Origin of the sequence: Oceaniserpentilla sp. 4NH20-0058 (assembly GCF_040371755.1) — a bacterium.
Classification (GTDB): Bacteria; Pseudomonadota; Gammaproteobacteria; order Pseudomonadales; family Oceanobacteraceae; genus Bermanella.
In genome coordinates, this window is the sequence record NZ_BAABWE010000010.1 from 101,216 (window position 1) to 120,115 (window position 18,900).

Annotated in this window: 18 protein-coding genes; 8 read left to right on the plus strand and 10 right to left on the minus strand. The window is 42.1% G+C overall.

What is annotated here, in order from left to right; genetic code table 11:
• Nucleotides 1-312 precede the first annotated feature (312 nt).
• Nucleotides 313-795 carry an FKBP-type peptidyl-prolyl cis-trans isomerase gene (locus ABWV45_RS13410; RefSeq protein ID WP_353352226.1) on the minus strand — a complete coding sequence of 161 codons (483 nt, stop codon included), beginning with the start codon at nt 793-795 and terminating at the stop codon, nt 313-315.
• Nucleotides 796-986: 191 nt separating this feature from the next.
• Nucleotides 987-1,667, minus strand: coding sequence for an SDR family oxidoreductase (locus ABWV45_RS13415; protein WP_353352227.1), 681 nt, complete (start codon nt 1,665-1,667; stop codon nt 987-989).
• A 119-nt stretch (nt 1,668-1,786) separates the two neighbouring features.
• Here ABWV45_RS13415 and ABWV45_RS13420 point away from each other — a divergent pair, with 119 nt between their 5' ends.
• Nucleotides 1,787-2,386, plus strand: coding sequence for a DUF938 domain-containing protein (locus tag ABWV45_RS13420; protein ID WP_353352228.1), 600 nt, complete (start codon nt 1,787-1,789; stop codon nt 2,384-2,386).
• Nucleotides 2,387-2,578: 192 nt separating this feature from the next.
• Here the strand turns inward: ABWV45_RS13420 and ABWV45_RS13425 are convergent, their stop codons facing one another.
• Both ABWV45_RS13425 and ABWV45_RS13430 read right to left on the minus strand, forming a co-directional pair.
• Nucleotides 2,579-3,388, minus strand: coding sequence for a hydroxypyruvate isomerase family protein (locus ABWV45_RS13425; RefSeq protein WP_353352229.1), 810 nt, complete (start codon nt 3,386-3,388; stop codon nt 2,579-2,581).
• Nucleotides 3,389-3,397: 9 nt separating this feature from the next.
• Nucleotides 3,398-4,273 (minus strand): NAD(P)-dependent oxidoreductase, encoded by an 876-nt coding sequence (locus ABWV45_RS13430; RefSeq protein WP_353352230.1) that lies wholly within the window; start codon nt 4,271-4,273, stop codon nt 3,398-3,400.
• Nucleotides 4,274-4,413: 140 nt separating this feature from the next.
• Between ABWV45_RS13430 and ABWV45_RS13435 the strand changes: the two genes are divergently transcribed.
• Nucleotides 4,414-5,244, plus strand: coding sequence for an HDOD domain-containing protein (locus ABWV45_RS13435; protein ID WP_353352231.1), 831 nt, complete (start codon nt 4,414-4,416; stop codon nt 5,242-5,244).
• Between the two features lie 17 nt (nt 5,245-5,261).
• Here the strand turns inward: ABWV45_RS13435 and ABWV45_RS13440 are convergent, their stop codons facing one another.
• Nucleotides 5,262-6,449, minus strand: coding sequence for an MFS transporter (locus ABWV45_RS13440; RefSeq protein ID WP_353352232.1), 1,188 nt, complete (start codon nt 6,447-6,449; stop codon nt 5,262-5,264).
• A gap of 322 nt (nt 6,450-6,771) precedes the next feature.
• Here ABWV45_RS13440 and ABWV45_RS13445 point away from each other — a divergent pair, with 322 nt between their 5' ends.
• A complete protein-coding gene (locus tag ABWV45_RS13445) occupies nt 6,772-7,641 on the plus strand; it encodes a DMT family transporter (protein ID WP_353352233.1) in 870 nt (289 codons plus the stop codon).
• Nucleotides 7,642-7,700: 59 nt separating this feature from the next.
• Here ABWV45_RS13445 and ilvN read toward each other — a convergent pair whose 3' ends face one another.
• On the minus strand, nt 7,701-8,192 hold the full coding sequence (ilvN, locus tag ABWV45_RS13450) for an acetolactate synthase small subunit (RefSeq protein ID WP_353352234.1): 492 nt from the start codon (nt 8,190-8,192) through the stop codon (nt 7,701-7,703).
• Nucleotides 8,192-9,919, minus strand: a complete 1,728-nt coding sequence (locus ABWV45_RS13455) for an acetolactate synthase 3 large subunit (protein WP_353352235.1) — start codon at nt 9,917-9,919, stop codon at nt 8,192-8,194. Before ABWV45_RS13455 ends, ilvN begins: the two co-directional genes overlap by 1 nt.
• 429 nt (nt 9,920-10,348) lie before the next feature.
• Between ABWV45_RS13455 and ABWV45_RS13460 the strand changes: the two genes are divergently transcribed.
• Nucleotides 10,349-10,801 carry a DUF4124 domain-containing protein gene (locus ABWV45_RS13460; RefSeq protein WP_353352236.1) on the plus strand — a complete coding sequence of 151 codons (453 nt, stop codon included), beginning with the start codon at nt 10,349-10,351 and terminating at the stop codon, nt 10,799-10,801.
• A 23-nt stretch (nt 10,802-10,824) separates the two neighbouring features.
• Here ABWV45_RS13460 and pgeF read toward each other — a convergent pair whose 3' ends face one another.
• Together pgeF and rluD are read right to left on the minus strand one after the other, a co-directional pair.
• Nucleotides 10,825-11,559, minus strand: a complete 735-nt coding sequence (gene pgeF, locus ABWV45_RS13465; protein WP_353352237.1) for a peptidoglycan editing factor PgeF — start codon at nt 11,557-11,559, stop codon at nt 10,825-10,827.
• Entirely contained in the window at nt 11,559-12,530 is a 972-nt protein-coding gene (rluD, locus tag ABWV45_RS13470; RefSeq protein WP_353352238.1) for a 23S rRNA pseudouridine(1911/1915/1917) synthase RluD, read from the minus strand. Before rluD ends, pgeF begins: the two co-directional genes overlap by 1 nt.
• A 175-nt stretch (nt 12,531-12,705) precedes the next feature.
• Between rluD and ABWV45_RS13475 the strand changes: the two genes are divergently transcribed.
• On the plus strand, nt 12,706-13,524 hold the full coding sequence (locus ABWV45_RS13475; protein WP_353352239.1) for an outer membrane protein assembly factor BamD: 819 nt from the start codon (nt 12,706-12,708) through the stop codon (nt 13,522-13,524).
• 67 nt (nt 13,525-13,591) lie between these two features.
• On the opposite strand, the gene ABWV45_RS13480 is transcribed toward ABWV45_RS13475, so the two are convergent.
• Entirely contained in the window at nt 13,592-15,226 is a 1,635-nt protein-coding gene (locus tag ABWV45_RS13480) for an NAD+ synthase (RefSeq protein ID WP_353352240.1), read from the minus strand.
• 73 nt (nt 15,227-15,299) lie between these two features.
• On the opposite strand from ABWV45_RS13480, the gene ABWV45_RS13485 reads away from it, so the two are divergent.
• The 3 genes from ABWV45_RS13485 to ABWV45_RS13495 all read left to right on the plus strand — a co-directional run bounded on the left by ABWV45_RS13485 (nt 15,300) and on the right by ABWV45_RS13495 (nt 18,817).
• Nucleotides 15,300-16,847: a sensor histidine kinase gene (locus ABWV45_RS13485; protein ID WP_353352241.1), complete on the plus strand. Its 1,548-nt coding sequence runs from the start codon at nt 15,300-15,302 to the stop codon at nt 16,845-16,847.
• Nucleotides 16,844-18,184, plus strand: coding sequence for a sigma-54-dependent transcriptional regulator (locus ABWV45_RS13490; RefSeq protein WP_353352242.1), 1,341 nt, complete (start codon nt 16,844-16,846; stop codon nt 18,182-18,184). The genes ABWV45_RS13485 and ABWV45_RS13490 overlap by 4 nt, the downstream gene beginning before the upstream one ends.
• A gap of 90 nt (nt 18,185-18,274) precedes the next feature.
• The gene (locus tag ABWV45_RS13495; protein ID WP_353352243.1) at nt 18,275-18,817 is read left to right on the plus strand and encodes a GspH/FimT family pseudopilin; all 543 of its coding nucleotides are present in this window, start codon (nt 18,275-18,277) and stop codon (nt 18,815-18,817) included.
• The last annotated feature ends 83 nt before the right edge of the window (nt 18,818-18,900 follow it).

Here is an 18,900-nt window from a genome sequence, read left to right on the forward strand (position 1 = left end):
ACACCTATAGCGGTAACCAACAAAACCATATGAGAAAATGTAACTCTAGCAGCGTGCAATAATACTTTTTTCGAGTACACCATATTTTTCTTCAATCACTAGAAGTTAGTTAGAACAGTTATATTAGTCCCGTCATTAATGGGTCATTAGTAGATATACCAACGAGATACAGTTCAAAAATAATATGAAGCTAGGGGCGTTTGCGGCGACGTTATAACAAGGCAAAAAGGCCATTAAATTGAGGCGTTTATAATTTATAAATAACGATATTTAATGGCCTTTTTAACGCAGTTAGAACAAGTAAGCTAGACCCTAGTGGTGATGACCACCAACTCCGTGCACATGCACATGGGACAACTCTTCGGGCAATGCTTCACGCACTTCTTCAACATTTACATCAAATGTAATGGTTAAACCCGCTAATGGGTGGTTTGTATCTACGTCTACGTTGAATTTACCCACTTTTACAATGGTGACATCCCGCATGCCTTTATCCGTGTTCACCTTAACCGCTTGGCCTTTTTGTAGCTTGCCTTTTGTGGCCAAGTGTTTAATTGGGATGCGTTGCATGCCTTCTTCACTACGATGGCCATAGGCTTGATCTGGGGTTAAAGTTACTTGAAACTGATCCCCTTCTTTCTTGCCTTCAAATTCTGATTCTAGGGCGGGTAAAATATTACCGTGGCCAAACAAAAACGTCATAGGGTGACTATTTGTACTGGTTTCAAATGCTTTACCGTCTTCACCGGTTAATGTGTAGTGAAAATAAACCACTTTATCTTTTTCGATGTTCATTGTTTCTACCGATTGTTGTTACTTAAAAGTCTTATTGGTTTGAGTAATCAATATTTCCAAACCTTTTAAGCACCATGAGCGAAGCTAAGACAAGGAAAAGAAAAAATAATACGTAGAAGTTTATAAATTCATAAATTACTAAGTTTTATTTTTTCTTTAACGCCGTATTAGTATGCGCAATAGCTTAAAAGCTACCAAGGGAGGGATTGGCCGTTAGAATGCCAAAAACCACCGCTGTTCTCTATATTCAATTCCTCTGCACGTTTAATAATCCCAGCCGCTGATTCATCTGGTGTGAGGTCACCGTTAAAGCCTACCATGCGTGTTTGTACGAATCCTGGGTGCACCACAGCGACAGCAACACCTTTTGGTTTTAAATCCACAGCTAACGACTTGGTAAACGCATTTAATGCGGCTTTACTAGCACGGTATCCGTAATATGCACCACTGGTGTTGTCTTCAATGCTGCCCATGCGGCTGGTAATATTGATAACTTTTGAGCCTTCTTTGAATAAAGGTATTAATGCATGTGTCACTTTTAATGGCGCAAGGGTATTGACTTCAAACTGATCACGAATTTGATCGAAGCTCATACTATCAAGGCTTTCATTTTTAAATAAGCCAGCATTGTTAATCAACAGATCTAATGTAAATTCAGGTCCTTGAGCCAGCTCTAACACTTGTAACACACTGTCCATAGCGTCATCTTGTGATAGGTCGATGCCGCTGATGACCAAATCTGCAAGATCTTCTATCTCATCAGAGCTTTCACGACAAACCGCAATAACTTCCCATTCTTGTTCAACATATTGCTTAGCTAGGGATAATCCTATTCCTCGATTGGCGCCTGTAATTAATACCGTATGTGACATAATGTCCTCTCATTCGAAAAATTTGGATGGATTATAACCTTTTACCGCTTTTGATCATCCTATAAACCCGCCATAATTTAGCCCAAACTCACTTAAAACTCGAATATTAGATTCCAACTATGGTAAAACCCGAAAACCCAGCCTGCCTTAGAAACCAAGACCCTATTTTTCAGGCTATGAGTCCTTGGCTTAAACCCCAAGGCCACTTATTAGAACTGGCTTGTGGCACTGGCCAACATGGTGTTTATTTAGCAAGTAGACTGCCTCATATTCAGTGGCACTTAAGTGAGCACCCAAGTCAGATTCAGCTTTCTCAGCAATGGGTCTGTGAAGCCAAGCTCGCTAATTTGCATAAACCTATACCATTAGATGTGAGTGATTTGCTATGGAGTAAAGAGCTTACTCACTTTAATTATGGGTATTGCGCCAATTTATTGCATTTTGTCAATGAGCAAAGTGCTAAAAACGTATTTAACGGCTTTAGCCAAGTGTTAAATACAGAAGGTCTTTTATTTTGTTATGGACCTATTAATGAACACGGATTTACCAGTGAAGGCAATCAAGCATTAGATAATTGGCTCAAACAAGATATTAATCCGTTGGCAGGCATTAAAGAGTTAGATTGGTTAAAACAAATTGCAAAGGGTGCTGGCCTAATTTTTTTAGAACGTTTAAATCTTCCAGCGAATAATGTGATTTTAATTTTTAAGAAAGCTTAAAATACTGCGCCGAATCCACTTTAATAAATAAAGTGGATTCTACTTTCCCTGTGGGCGCTCTCCTGTTTTGCAGTGTCACTCAGAGTGACTACAAATATCCATTTGTAACTACGTTTAGGGAAACCCCTGAAATTTACACTTATTCCTTCAAGCTTATTAATAATAGCGGCGCGATTTAACAAAACTTTAGGCTTAATCTTGCTTCACTATTTGCATTAGAAATTTTAAATCAAGTGTATTCATCCACTGTAGACTTTCTTTGGTATTGCCTTGGCTGGGGCGATATTCAGCAGACACAAATCCATGATAATGGCTTTGTTCTATTACATTAAATATGCGCTGAAAATTTAAATTTCCGCTTAATGGCTCTGAGCGCCCGGGAACGTCCGCAAACTGTATGTGTCCGATTTTTTCGGCATGGTGTGTTAATGTCTCATCTACATTACCATCCATAATTTGCATATGATAAATATCATATTGCATCTTAATATTCGAGTGATTGAGTTCTGCCATTATGCTTAGCATTTGTTCAGTGTTGTGTATTAAAAAACTAGGCATGTCTTTTAAGTTAACCGCTTCAAATGTCACTAAAATATTATGTGGCTGCATGAAGTCAGCGGCTTTTTTCAAATTACGTTTGAACACGTCTAAATAAACAGCTTCTTGGCCTTCATATAGGCAACGCCCAGCCAGAACATTGACCCTTTTTACACCTAAAGCTTGAGCATAATGCAAAGTTTGCTGTAAGGCCTGTTCAAATTCGGCTTCTTTTCCGGGCACACACGCAAGTCCTTCCCCGCCGCTCATTAAATCTGCAGCTGGCACATTAATTAAACATACATTCACTCCCGATTGTTGTTTTGCTTCAACAAGGGCCTCCAGATTTTCTTCATAAGGAAACTGAATTTCGACGGTCTTAAAACCAGCATCTGCTGCCGCTTGAAACCTTTCAAGTAAAGGCACTTCTGTAAACAATAAGGTTAAATTGGCTCCTAAACGCATACAGGCCCCCTATTTAGGTGTGTTATTAATGGATTCATACATGGCAACAAAGGTGGCTGGGTCTTGTTCAGCGTAGCCTTTACTGGCGTGTTGGCGCATTAATTCAGCCCCTAGGCCTGCCATGGGGATGGCACTGCCCAGCTCTTTTGCCAGTAAATTAGCCATGTCTAAATCCTTAAGTAATGTTTTTACATGCCACTTAATTTCATCGAAATCCTGTACCGCCATGCGAGTACCTGTAAGCTGTAAAGGCGTACTATCTGCAAACCCTCCTTTTAGTGCTTGCGGAATTTTAGTCGCATCAACCCCTGCTCGTTTAGCCATGGCCATAACTTCTGCCAGCACCAATACATTACAACTGACAATCATTTGATTGCAGATTTTTGTGGTTTGCCCTGAACCACTTTCACCCATGTGTGTAAGTCTTTGTCCTAGATTCATTAGAACTGGCTCTAATTGCTGTATAACTTGCCCATTGCCGCCTGCCATCATGGCTAAGGTTCCCGCCTGTGCTCCGGCCACGCCACCGGATACAGGGCAATCCACCCAGTGGGCCCCTTTAGCATTGGCCTGCTGTGCAAGCTCCTGAGTGGCATCAGGGCTTATTGAGCTAAAATCCACAATAACTTGATCCGGTTTTAGTGCAGAAAAAATAGCCTGTGCCACCGCTTGCACCGCTTGAGTATCAGACACACAAAGCATAATGATATCCACAACTTGGCTTAGGGATTCTATTGAATCTGCTTGTTGGGCACCCAGTTCAACCAAAAGCTGACACTTAGCCTCATTGCGGTTATATACCCATAATGATTCACCAGCAGTAAGTAACCGCTTACACATAGGCAGACCCATTAGACCAATGCCAATAAAACCAATTTTTGCCATGGGATTTTCTCCGCTCTAACTATTTTGGACTATTCTAACAGGGTGGATAGCGATTTTTATCTAAATCTCACTCTGTATTCGCAAAGCAATCTGGGGTGACCTAAGCTTTAACATAAGACAGTAACGGATTGGACGTCATCATGAATTTAGCAGACCTTTTTGACCATGGTCAGAGCCTTCCCAATATTCCAAAGGTTGTACAAGAACTCATTGACACCTTTAATCAAGCCGATTTTGATATGGACGAAATCGCCAAAAAAATCAGCCTAGACCCAGTACTCACCGCTAAGGTATTACGACTGGCTAACTGCGCCCATTACGGTGTCAGCCGTACTATTTCAAGCACGACAGATGCCTCGGTTTTATTAGGGTTTTCTACTTTGCGCACGTTAGTGCTGGCATCAGGCATTACAGGTGCCATGCAAAGCCCTGAAGGATTTGATCGTAAAGCATTTTGGAGTGATAACTTTGCAATTGCAGCAACAGCTAAATGGCTTGCCCCTTATTGTAAAATTAACCCTGAAACCGCCTTCACTTGTGGCATGCTACACAGTATTGGCGAGCTACTAATTCGACTAGTAATTCCTGAGGAAAGTAAAAAAATCCAAGCGGCCGTTGAAGCCGGTGGCAAGCTAGTTGCAACTGAAAACGCCATGCTTGGCTACAACTATGCTGACGTAGGGGCTGAGCTAGCCAAACGCTGGAAATTTCCAGAAGAAATCGCTGATGGTATTCGTGGACACACTAAAACAGAATACTCCGACGATGATGAACCTTTAGCGGGTTTAACACATTTAGCTTTGTATATTCATACCAGCAACAAAGCTTCTCTTAGCGCTCAAGAAATCTTAGATGGCTTCCCTGTGGCCATTGCTAAAGCCATTAATATGGATATTGATAAAGTACTGTCTGACTTGGAATCCACTGACGGTATTGAATCCGGCATGGATACATTGCTGGATGATATCTAACAGATGAAAAGCGGTTTTTAAACCGCTTTTTTATTTTCTTGCTCAAATAAATACCAACGAGCTAGAGCCAAAAGTGCCAATAATAATAACGGAATCGCTAATAAGTTTAGTGCGTACCAACCAAAACTAAACACCATCCAGCCAGCACACAACGCCATAATAGCTTGTGTAGAAAATACGCATGCATCGTTCAAGGCTTGTGCGGAGAAACTTTCCTGTTGCGAGTACTGTTGTGACAACAACGTAGTTCCGCTGACGAACATAAAATTCCAACCTACGCCTAAACATACAAGTGCAGCCCAATAACCCCAATAGCTTTGATCTAAAATAGCAATACTAATCGCAGCAGTCATAACAATAATGCCTGCCAACAACATGGTTAGTAGTTTGAATAAGCGAAATAAAATCGGGGCAAATAAAGACGGTAAAAACATAGCCATAATATGGCTTTGAATCACAGTCTTGGTATCTTCTAATGGATAGCTTTGCACTTCACTCATATTAACCGGTGTTGCAGTCATAATTAAACTCATTACACCAAATGCCACAGCACTGGTTACAATGGCCGCTGTCATTCCCGGTTGTAGCAACAATGTTTGCCATGAACGACTTGCTTCAAAGCTTTGCGCTGCAGGCTTTACATCAGCAAACGGCGTGACACTTAATAAAACCAGTAATGCCACATGGCATAACGCTAATAGAACAAAACTACCACTAAAAGTATGCTGGAATAAATCCTTACCAATCATGGCTATTTCTGGGCCCAGCCAAGCGGCTAATAACCCACCTAACATCACCACACTGGCGGTCATCGCTACTTTATCAGGGCTTACCCACTCAATTGCAGCAAAACGGAACTGCTGCACAAAGGCCATATGCCCCCCTAAAATAAAAATACTGATACACAGGCCAAAAAAGTTTTCACTGCGTACGCTATATATAGCCAATATAGAACCTAATATTGCCATTAAGGTTGCGTATACAAACCCTTTACGACGCCCTATACGCTTCATAATCATGGCAGCAGGCATGGAAAAAACCGCACCACCAACCACTAACGCCGCCACTGGCAAGGTGGCTAAATCCGCAGAAGGCGCAAATGCTACACCTAAAAATCCACCAACAAAAATCACCATAGGAGCACTTAACATGCCTAAAGCTTGGGCCAACGTAATCAGCCAAACTGGAAAAGGTACTGTGAGCACAGCTTTGTCCTATAAAAATGCGAAAAAAAGAGAATATGTGCAGTATGCCTTCTTTAACAATGGCATCAAGCAACAAACCGTTTAAATATAATTTATTCATTTAGGTTGCCAGCTAAAGAAAAAGCCGTTTTAATTAGCCACAATTATTTACGGTTTGAATCATGTTTAGTTCAACTTTAAAAATCACTTCTTCAACTTCTCTCAAATGGTGGGTGTTAACCAGCTAACGCTAGGTGCCCCCGTACCTGGCTGTTAAACGCTAGGTATTATATCTCCCTTCGTATAACAGCCTTTTGATAACAGCAATAAATAGGAGCAGGCTGTGACATCACCCATTAAAATCGGACTAGGCTTGGCTTTATTAGCCAGTTTTATGTTTTCGTTAAAACCTATTCTTATTAAAGAGGCGTATGTACTTGGTGCTAATAGCGAGGGGTTAATGGTGCTAAGAATGTGGTTTGCCTTTCCATTTTATTTCGGTTTGTTGTTATGGCAATACCCTAGCTTGATGGCTAAAAAACGGTATATTGCTTCCGCCGTTGCCACTGGGTTTTTAGGTTACTTTCTTTCAAGTTATTTAGATTTATTAGCCCTTGAAAGTATTAGCGCACATGCTGAGCGGGTTATTCTTTATGCCTACCCAAGCTTAGTAGTGTTGTTTAAAGCTGGCTGGGATAGAAAGCTGCCGTCTAAAAATGTACTTTTAGCGGTTGCCGTTGTGTATGCCGGTTTACTTGTTTTGTTACCAGGTGAGTTCAACATTAATGGCTCGTTAATAGGTTTAGGATTGATGCTTAGCTGTGCAGTAACATTTGCCATTTATGTATTATTAAGCAAACCCCTTATTGAAAAATTAGGCGCTGGATTATTCACTTCAATCGCTATGGTGAGCTCCTGTTTATTTTCTCAATTAAATTTACTGCACACACCAATAGAGGTCGTATTGAATTATTCCACCGCAATTTATGGTTATGGTGTTGCGCTTGCATTTTTTAGTACGGTCATTCCTAGCTATGCAATGAGCGCAGCCATTGGCAGAATTGGCTCGGAGCGCACCGCTATAACAGGCACCACTGGTCCTTTATTTACCACCTTAATGGCGGTATGGATTTTAGGGGAAACATTAACCCTATATCACATTACAGGTTTGGTGCTGGTCATTATTGGTGTGTACTTAATCAGTAAAAAGTAACCGACATAAAAAAAGGGTTATGACTTAGTCATAACCCTTTTTCACACAAAGCAAATGTTTTATAAGCTTAACGTTTTCTCACCACGGGCAATACCAGAAACCCCTGTACGGACGGTTTCTAATACGCAGTTTGCACCAATGGCTTCAATAAACGCTTCTAGTTTATCAGTGGCTCCGGTTAATTGAATGGTGTATACGTTTGCAGTTACATCTACAATTTGACCGCGAAAAATATCTGCAGTGCGCTTAATCTCAGCACGCTGAGAGCCTGACGCTTTCACTTTGATCAACATCAGTTCACGCTCAAGGTGAGCACCTTCTGTTAAATCCACCAGCTTAACCACTTCAATTAATTTATTTAATTGCTTCGTGATTTGCTCGATTACACGATCAGGACCTGACGTGGTAATGGTCATGCGTGAAAGAGTTGGATCTTCCGTTGGCGCAACCGTTAAAGTTTCAATGTTATATGAACGCTGCGCAAACAAACCCACAACACGTGCCAAAGCACCCGGCTCGTTTTCTAACAAAATCGAAATAATGTGTCTCATTAGGTGCGCTCCGTTTTACTTAACCACATATCACGCATGGTTCCCATTGGCACCTGCATTGGGTAAACATGTTCTTCAGGGTCAACTGATACGTTAACAAATACTAAACGATCTTTGTATTTACCAAAGCAGTCATCCATAGCACCTTGCAGTTGGTCTTTGGTTTCTACGTTGATACCAACATGACCATAACTTTCAGCTAGCATAGTCCAGTCTGGTAGTGACTCCATATATGAACTTGAGTGACGACCTTCATAGTTCATATCTTGCCACTGACGAACCATACCTAAGTAGCCATTATTCAAGCAGAAAATTTTCACCGGAATGCCATACTGTAAACAGGTCGACAATTCTTGGATATTCATCTGAATAGAGCCTTCACCGGTTACACACACCACCATTTCATCTGGGAAGTTTAATTTAACCCCCATGGCAGCAGGAAAACCAAAGCCCATGGTGCCAAGACCACCAGAGTTGATCCAGCGATTTGGCTTATCAAATTTGTAGTATTGTGCTGCAAACATTTGGTGCTGACCTACGTCAGAACAAATATACGCATCGCCTTTTGTAGCCTTCCATAAACCTTCAATGGCTTCTTGAGGTTTTAGCAAACCATTATCATTCTTTTCGTATTCACCGCCGTGACGCTTACGCCATTCTTCAATTTGCTTCCACCATGACTCTATGGCTTTTGAATCAGGTTTCTTTTGATCCGGCTCACCAATAATTTCTAAGAAATCATCCAATACGCTGTCCACTGGACCTACAATCGGAATATCTACGGTTACTGTTTTTGAGATAGATGACGGATCAATATCAATGTGAACAATTTTCGCATCTGGACAGAATTTACTTACCGCATTGGTTACACGATCATCAAAACGCGCACCAATAGCCAGAATCACATCTGAGTGATGCATTGCCATATTCGCTTCGTAAGAGCCGTGCATGCCTAGCATACCTAACGACTGACGATCAGTAGCCGGATACGCCCCCAAGCCCATTAATGTTTGTGTGATAGGGAAATTCAACTCACGAACCAATTTACGTAGCTGTTCAGACGCCTGACCTAACACCACGCCGCCACCTGAATAAATCATTGGGCGCTTAGCTGCGAGTAATAACTCAACCGCTTTACGAATTTGACCACTATGTCCTTTTACAGGAGGCGCATATGAGCGAATTTTAACCTTTTTAGGATATGAAAACTCATGACGATCATTCGGAATGGTCATATCTTTAGGAATATCAATCACAACCGGACCGGGGCGCCCAGAGGTGGAAATGTAAAACGCTTTTTTAACCGTTTCAGCAATTTCACTTGGGTGTTTGATACTAAAGCTGTGCTTTACGATAGGACGAGAAATCCCCATCATATCAGTCTCTTGGAAAGCATCATCACCAATTAAGTGACTCATTACCTGACCAGTAATGACAATCATAGGAATTGAGTCAGTAAACGCCGTAGCAATACCGGTTATGGTATTCGTTGCACCTGGGCCAGAGGTCACCATGACCACACCCGGCTTACCCGTTGCACGAGCGTAACCATCGGCCATATGCGCAGCCGCTTGCTCGTGACGCACTAGCACGTGCTTCACTGAATCTTGTTTATAAAACGCATCATAGACGTGCAACAAGCTACCACCTGGGTAACCATAAACATACTCTACTCCCTCTTCATGTAGGGAGCGAACTAACATTTCTCCGCCGGAAAGCATTTCCACCGTTTTTTCCTCTCATCCGCTTGCTCGCACTAGGCGAGCGGGAAACTGATTGCAATAGGTTTGCTGACTTGTTAAACCATAGTCATAACTACCGCGCCGTACTGGTCTTACACCAGGATGTAACGGGTGATGAAGAACTTGTAGTTTTTCACCTAGATCGGCTGCATCTTAGGCAACCGATTCGAATTTGGCTGTGCTGAGGTCATCAGCTCAGAAAGATCTCCAAACGCCATAACGGGGGTGACCGTTGAGGGCTAAAATTTGGGGAGCTAATTTTGACAGCACAGTGGCCTAAGTCAAGCCAAATCAGGCTTATAGCCTTGATTTTGCTTGACATTTACCGCTTTCAGCAGCTCGTGCTTTGCTTTTGTGCAAAAACGGGTAGAGTAACTGGCCTAAAACTTAAAAAACGCCATAAGAAAGAAAAAAATGCGCTTAATAACCCTACTTTTTACCCTGATTTTTGTCGTATTTGCACATGCCGGTCAGGTTTATAAATGGACTGATGAAAGCGGTCAAACCCATTTCTCACAGTTCCCGCCTGCGCAAACTCAAGCTGACAAAGTTGAAGTTAATGCACCATCAAGTTCTAAAAATGCAGCTGCGGCCAATGAAAAACTGCAAAAAGTCCGACAGCAGTTGCAAGAACAAGCGGTAGATCGTGTCACTGAAAGTGAAGATGAAAAGCTTGCGGCTCTAGAGGAGCAGCGCATGGCTGAAAACTGCAAAAAAGCAAAACAAAGACTGCTCGACCTCAAAAACAATGGCCGTATATTTAAAACCCTAGAGAATGGCGAACGCGAATGGTATGACGAAAAAGGTCGAGCCAATCTCATCGCTAATGCACAAAAAGACGTGGATAAATACTGCTCTAAAAAATAAGTAACTACTGGTCTCTGGTTAACTTAGTCCGCTAACCAGATGCAACTGGCCATTCTTCCGGTAACCCCGTCACGGCGGTAACTGAAAAAACGCTGGGGTTCTGTGAAGGTACAAAACTCCCCGCCATAAATTTGTGTAACACCAACTAACGACAAGCGAAACCGAGCAAGACCATATAAATCGGCTAACCATTTACCGTCTCTGTGTGTCGGTTTGAAATACACTTGTGCCTCTGGTTGTTTATCACAAAACCCCTGTTTTACCTCTTCACCCACTTCAAATGCAGTGGGACCAATGGCTGGGCCAAGCCAAGCCATGACACTCGAAGCTTGCTCAAAACGGGCAACGGTTTGCTCTAAAATACCGTCTAACAAACCACGCCAACCGGCATGTGCAGCGGCTACTTGAGTACCCTGAGCATTGCAAAATAACACAGGTAAGCAATCGGCCGTCATGACAGTACACACTTGGTTTGGATTGTGTGCAAACGCACCATCAGCATCGCATACACCTTGATACTCACTGGCATCCACAAGATCCACACCATGAACTTGGTTCAACCAAAGTGGCTCAGAAGGTAGCTTAGAACGCAAATTCAGACGGTTTTGCTTAACTGAATGCTCATCATCCCCAACATGGGCCCCAAGATTATTTGAATCATAAGGAGCTACACTGACACCTTGCATGCGAGTGGTTGATAACGCTTTTACGTTTCTAGGTGCTGGCCAGTCTGGGGTAAACCAAGATTGGTTGGACATTAATAGTCTGCTCCGCCATGGGTTTGAGCGTCGTACCTTAGCTCATCCAGCAGCTCTTCAAAGTCTTCTGGTAATTCCACTTCCCAGCTCACTTCTTTATTAGTTTTAGGGTGAATCAGGGTTAGCTTTCTCGCGTGTAATGCTTGCCGTGGAAATTCCCGAAGCACGTCTCTTAATTCATGGCTCACCCCTTTTGGTAAACGTACTTTGCCACCGTAAGTGGGGTCGCCAACCAAAGGATGTTGAATATGAGCCATGTGCACGCGAATTTGGTGAGTCCGGCCGGTTTCAAGCTTTACTCTTACGTGGGTATGAGTTGGAAACTTTTCGATGACTCGGTAATGAGTGACGGCCTCTTTACCAGTTGGGTGAACCGCCATTTTTGTTCGATCCTTTAAGTGACGGGCAATCGGTTCTTTCACTGTGCCACCGCCAGTGATAGCCCCTTGTAGAACGGCCTCGTATTCACGGCCCATCTCACGGCTTTGCAATTGCTCTACTAGGTGGTTTTGCGCTTGTAACGTTTTCGCTACCACCATCAATCCAGTAGTGTCTTTATCTAAACGATGCACAATACCCGCACGTGGAATATTTTGTAGGTCAGGGCAATGATGCAATAATCCATTTAATAAGGTTCCAGTAAGGTTACCCGCTGCAGGGTGGACCACTAAATTCATGGGTTTATTGATGACCATTATATGGTCATCTTCATAGACGATTGGAAACTCAATAGGCTCTGGCAGCCATTCTCCCTCAGCTTGAGTCACAACATCTAGTTTGAGTAACTCTCCGCCCACCAGCTTTTCTTTGGCTTTACGAGCCTCGCCATCTACCAATAATTTACCGTCTTTGATCCAAGTTTGCAGACGAGCACGGCTGAAATCAGGAAATAAAGTGGCAGCGATATGATCAAAACGCTTATTTCCCAGTTCATCTGGGACAGTTAAGCTAAGCTGAATTTGTTCGGACATGTATTAACCTTTGAACTAACACAGGTATTGGGCATCTCACCATATTACTTACTCTAGACAAAAATCTTAGGTCTCATTGCGTAAGTAGCCTTGGTGAATGGCGCGCCCTGTGGTTAAATTGCGCGCTGACATTACAATAACAGACAACATTTTGAAGATTATATCAGATAGCCCTATGCGAATTCTCTTGATCCTTCTGGCCAGTTTCATTTTAGTGGCCTGCTCAAACAGTCAAAAACGCCCAAATGAATTAACTGAGCGTGAAATATACCAAAAAGCCATAGAAGCTATAGAGAGTGAAAACTACTTTTTAGCCGTTGAAACCCTACAAGAGCTAGAAAACCAATACCCTTTTGGTAACTACAGCGAACAAGCCCAGCTAGAAATGATCTTCGCTCAATACAGCGCACAAGAACTTGAAGGGGCCCGTGCCAGTGCTGAACGTTTTATTCGCCTACACCCTGAGAATTCTAACGTTGATTATGCTTACTATCTAAAAGCCTTAAGTACCTATGAGTTAGGGCTAAGTCTAGTTGAACGTTATTTTGCAGATGACGAATCACAAAGAGACCCTCAACCGGCCCGTGAATCTTTTCAAGAGTTTAGCGAGTTAATTCAAAAGTTTCCTGAAAGTGAATACGCCGCAGACGCTCGCCAGCGCATGATTTATTTGCGTGACCGTCTTGCTCAGAATGAAGTTCATGTGGCAAATTATTATTTGAAACGCCATGCCTACCTAGCAGCCGCTAATCGTGGCAAGGTCATCGTGGAAAGCTATCAAGGCACCTCTCACGTGGCCGATGGCTTGGCCATTATGGTGGAAGCCTATGAGCTACTTGATCAACAGGATCTTGCCAATAAGAGTTTAGCCGTATTAAAAGCCAACTTTCCACAGCATAAACAACTAAGCAATGGGACGTTTGAACACAGTGGCTGGGCACAAAAAGACCGCAAGAGCATTTGGAATGTCATTACACTAGGTTTGATTGATTAGAAATAACCTTTCACATGAACACAAAAAAAACGGCTTTTGCCGGTTTTTTTTGTGTTTTTAAGCAACATTAATGGCCAATTCTCCAACCATTAGTGATTGGGTATCGGCGATCCCGCCCAAAACCACGCTGAGTTAAGCGCACTCCAACAGGAGCCTGCCTGCGTTTGTACTCATTTACATCCACCAAACGTAGCACACGGCGAACGTCTTCTTCAGTAAAACCTTTACCTATGATGCTGGTGGCGCTTTGATCTTCCTCAATATACAAACGTAAAATTTCATCTAACACTGGATATGGCGGCAAGGAATCTTCATCCACTTGGTCGGGTGCTAGTTCAGCCGACGGGGGACGTGAAATCACCCTTGGTGGAATCACTTCTTCAATGGTATTTCGGTATTTAGATAGCTCAAATACCAAGGTTTTATACACATCTTTTAACACACCATAACCCCCTGCCATATCGCCATACAAGGTGGCATAACCCACGGCCATTTCACTTTTATTACCCGTAGTTAACACCATGTAGCCTTTTTTATTACTCATGGCCATCAACATCACACCACGACAACGGCTTTGCAGGTTTTCTTCTGTAGTATCGACTTTTGTGCCCTCAAATTCATCCGCGAGAATATCCATGAAACTGTTATACATGGACTCAATAGGCAGGACTTTATAAGGCACACTTAAACGATTGGCTTGATCTTCTGCATCGTGAAGGCTCATTTGAGAGGTGTATTTAAACGGCATCATCACCGCCTCTACCCTATCTTTGCCCAATGCATCCACCGCCACAGCTAATGTCAGTCCGGAGTCGATTCCGCCTGATAACCCGAGCAATACCCCTTTGAAGCCGTTTTTATTAACATAATCACGAACCCCTAGTACCAATGCCGAATAAATAGAAGCTAAGCGTTCTTGCTCTGGTTTAATTACACCTACAATATTTGAACAACTTTGATTAGAAAAATTAAGCTCAACAATTTCATGACTTTCTTCAAAACAGGAAGAAAAGGCCTTTAACTCACCCTTCGCATCCACCACCATGGAGCCACCGTCAAACACTAGCTCATCTTGGCCACCCACTAAATTCACATAAACAATGGGCATCCGCCCTTGCTGGGCACGCTGTTTTAATAGGTCTTTACGGTGTTGAGTTTTATCAATATGGAAAGGAGAGGCATTTAGGTTCAACATGCAAGCCGCGCCGTTAGCCTTAGCCGCGGCCATAACATCCTCTTGCCAGATGTCTTCACAGATACTAATTGCACACGAAACCCCTTTGATGCTGACCACACCAAACTCGCTACCTTCTGCAAAGTAACGTTTTTCATCAAACACCTGATAATTGGGTAATGCATGCTTGGCGTATTCATAAAGGCACTGACCTTTGAAATACACACCCGCCATATTGAACAATTTACCATTTACCCGTTTAGGGTAACCAAGCACCATGTAAATAGGCAATTGAGCCGCCAAGATGTTCGCTAACGCTTCGTTTATTCGAACATCAAGGCTAGGCCGTAATAATAAATCTTCTGGAGGGTATCCCGTCAAGGTCAACTCTGGGAATACCACCACATCAGCGCTCTGCTCAACAGCGTGCTGAGCACTGGCCAAAACCTTGTTTTCATTGCCTGAAATATCACCAACTAACAAGTCAATCTGAGCTAAACAGACCTTAAGAGTTTGTTCGGACACCATTACTACCTTGATTCAAACCACTAAAGCCCCGTATTCTGCGAGAATTGAAAACATTGAGCAATGAATAAATCATATGAATCTCACCATACACCGGCAGTCGGTCACTCAATTTTATGGGTATTTCACCCTAGGATTAGCGTTTTTATTTCTGGGATTTTACCTATTTGAAGAACGCATCAATTGGTGGCAGGCAGATTCATTAAAGGTATTACCGATTATTTTAGGTGGCTATTTGGCATTGTCTATAGCGATTATTCAGCATTCAAATAAACACGATATATTTGAAATGGACTCGCTGCTACCCTATCAACTATTTGAAATCCTCATTATGGGGTTTTTAATGATTTATATTGCCCCAAAACAGCAAGATCTAGCCTTGCTGTTATTATTTCATGTTGGGATAGGCAATCTATTAGTTTCTAAGCTTTACGGTTACTTATTAGCCGCAATGGCTACTATTATGGTACTAACTCAAGGCTTCCTTCATCCTGACGATATCACCGACCGGATTGTATCTGGTTCATTCATTTGTATTTCGTTCTTCATTGAAGCCTTAATAATTCAAACCCTAAGCTCCAGCTTAACTGAAGCACAAACCCAAGCAGTAGAAACCCAGTCTCAATTAGACAGTGCCGCCAAACTTAACGATTTAATTATTGAAAGAATGCACACAGGTGTGTGTGTGGTGAATAAAGCAGGCCAAATCTTGCGTATCAATCGAGCAGCACAAGAAAGGTTAAATAATATTCAGCCCTATGAATTCATACCTTCACGGGTCATTGAGCGATTTAATTATTGGTTAGAGTACGACCTGCAAAATGAATCTCAAATACAATTAAACCCCAATGACGTCCAATCCACTGCATTTGTTTTTTTTGCCAGTATTGATGAAAACAGCACTCTTGTATTTATCGAAAACAAAGACACGGTAATACGTAAAGCCCATCAATTTAAACTAAACTCCCTTGCAAGGATGGCTGCCAGTATAGCCCATGAAATACGCAACCCCCTTAATGCGGTGAGTCATGCAGCTCAATTATTAGTCGAGAATCCTGAGCTTTCATCTGAAGACCAAAGACTATGTGACATCATTTTAAATCATTGCACCCGCATGGATTCAATTATTCAAAATGTTATGCAAATTAGTAAGCGGAGCCCGTCTGAACTGCAATGGATTCAATTAGAAAAATGGTTAAAAGATACCACCCTCGAATTAAGTCAAGAATTTAATTGTACGTTTAAAATTAACGGCCCTGCTTTTGAAGTACGCTTTGACCCAAGCCAACTGCGGCAAGTTCTACTGAACCTTACGCAAAATGCCTGCCGTTATGGTAAAGCGCAAGAAAGTAACGGTATTACTATTTTACTATCCAAAGAAAACCAACGCCCATGTTTAAGTTTCATTGATTCAGGGGATGGTATTTCAGAGCAAGCTCTTGAGTATCTTTACGAGCCGTTTTACACCACATCGGCCAGTGGTACAGGTTTAGGATTATACTTAATCAAAGAGCTATGTGAGGCGAATCACGCCGAAATACGATATGATTCAAACTACAAACAAGGTGCCAAATTCGACATATTTTTTGCCTTTGATTTTGCAAAAGAAAGGGGTAAGTTATGAGCCAAATTTTAATAGTAGATGATGAACCGGATATTCTTGAACTGTTATCCATGACCATTCATCGTTTAGGCTTACAGTGCATTACAGCCTGCTCTATTGCGGATGCCAAACATCAACTCAGCACTCAAAATTTTGACCTATGCCTAACTGATATGCGCTTACCTGATGGCTCCGGTTTAGACTTAGTAGCCGACATGCAAACCCAACATCCAAACACGCCCGTGGTTGTGATTACCGCCTACGGAAGTGTTGAAGTGGCTATTGAAGCCATGAAAGAAGGCGCTTTTGACTTTTTAGCTAAACCTATCGAACTCGACAAACTAAAGTCTGTGATTCGTACCGCCCTTGCTTTAGATACTCCTGAAACTGTCGCTAAAAGTGAATCCTTATTACCCAATATTATTGGGCAATCTACAGCTATCATAGAACTGAAACAACAAATTCAAAAAGTAGCTCGAAGCCATGCTCCCGTATTTATTAATGGTGAATCCGGCTCAGGAAAAGAGCTGGTTGCCCGTGCAATCCATCAACTTGGCCCCAGAAAAGATCAACCATTTATCCCTGTCAATTGTGGTGCAATCCCATCTGAATTAATGGAAAGTGAGTTTTTTGGTCATCGCAAAGGGGCCTTTACTGGTGCGACTCAAAATAAAGATGGTTTTTTTCATGCCGCCAATGGAGGCACCTTATTTTTAGACGAAGTAGCTGACCTGCCATTAACCATGCAAGTCAAATTACTAAGAGCCATTCAGGAAAACGTCGTTAGACCCGTTGGTAGTGAAAATGAAGAAAAAGTCGATATCCGAATCTTATCGGCCAGCCATAAAGATCTACACGAAGAAGTACAAAATCAAAACTTCCGTGAAGATTTATTCTACCGCCTAGACGTTATCAATCTACAGGTTCCATCTTTAAGAGCAAGACAAAGTGATATCCGTATACTCACCGAGCATATCATTCAGCGGCTTAGTGACTCCTTGGGCGTTAAAGATATTCAGTTAAGCTCTGACGCTGAAAATGCTCTGCAAGGCTACCATTTTCCGGGCAACATTCGAGAGCTTGAAAACATCTTACAACGTGCCATGACCCTCATGGACGGTCATGTTATTCATTTAAAAGATTTGGCATTAAAATCAACTACTAGCAACGAAAATTCAAGCCCATTAGTTGAATTTAAACCAGGACAAAGCCTAGAAGACTACCTTGAAGATATAGAGCGTGAAATACTCACCCAAACCCTTGAGCAATGTCGCTGGAATAAAACAGCCGCCGCCGAGCAATTAGGCATGAGCTTTCGTTCCATGCGCTATCGACTTAAAAAACTGAACATCGATTAATATTATACTTTTTTCTAAGTGTAAATATTAATTGGCACGATAGACTAGAAACCTTCTCAAATTAACGCTGTTCTACATGGAGGTAAAACAGTGCGAGGATTCACTCTACTTGAACTATTAGTGGCGATGACAATACTAGTCTCGTTTTTAGGTTTAGGGATTCCTAAGCTTAACCACTTCATTGACCGACATCAGGCCCATACAGATATTCTTACTTTGCGAAGGGTATTATTCCAAGCCAGATCCACCGCGCAACATACATCAAGCCATATTACGGTTTGTCCAACGCGACATAATGCTTGCTCTGATGACTGGCAAGATCCAATCCGAGTATTCCAAGACATCAACCTCAATAACATTCTCGACGAAGACGAAGTCATTTACTCCACCACAGATTTAAGCTCCAACATGGGATATTGGAAAAAGTCCAAAGCTAAGCAAAATTTCGTACGCTTTAACCCTTTAGGCCATGCCTTTTCCTCTGCTTCCACTTTTTTATATTGTCCATACTCTAAACACTATGAGCTGGCTAAAAGTATTATTATCAATTTTCAAGGACGCATTCGCATTGATGATTATTTGAACAGCAAAGGTTCCCCATATTCAAAATATCAACGCTATGCTTGTGAATAATTTACAAGTGTGAATTACGACACATTTGATGACATTTGCATTGCCAGCAAACCTTGAAAACATACCGTTAGTCCGTTTTGATT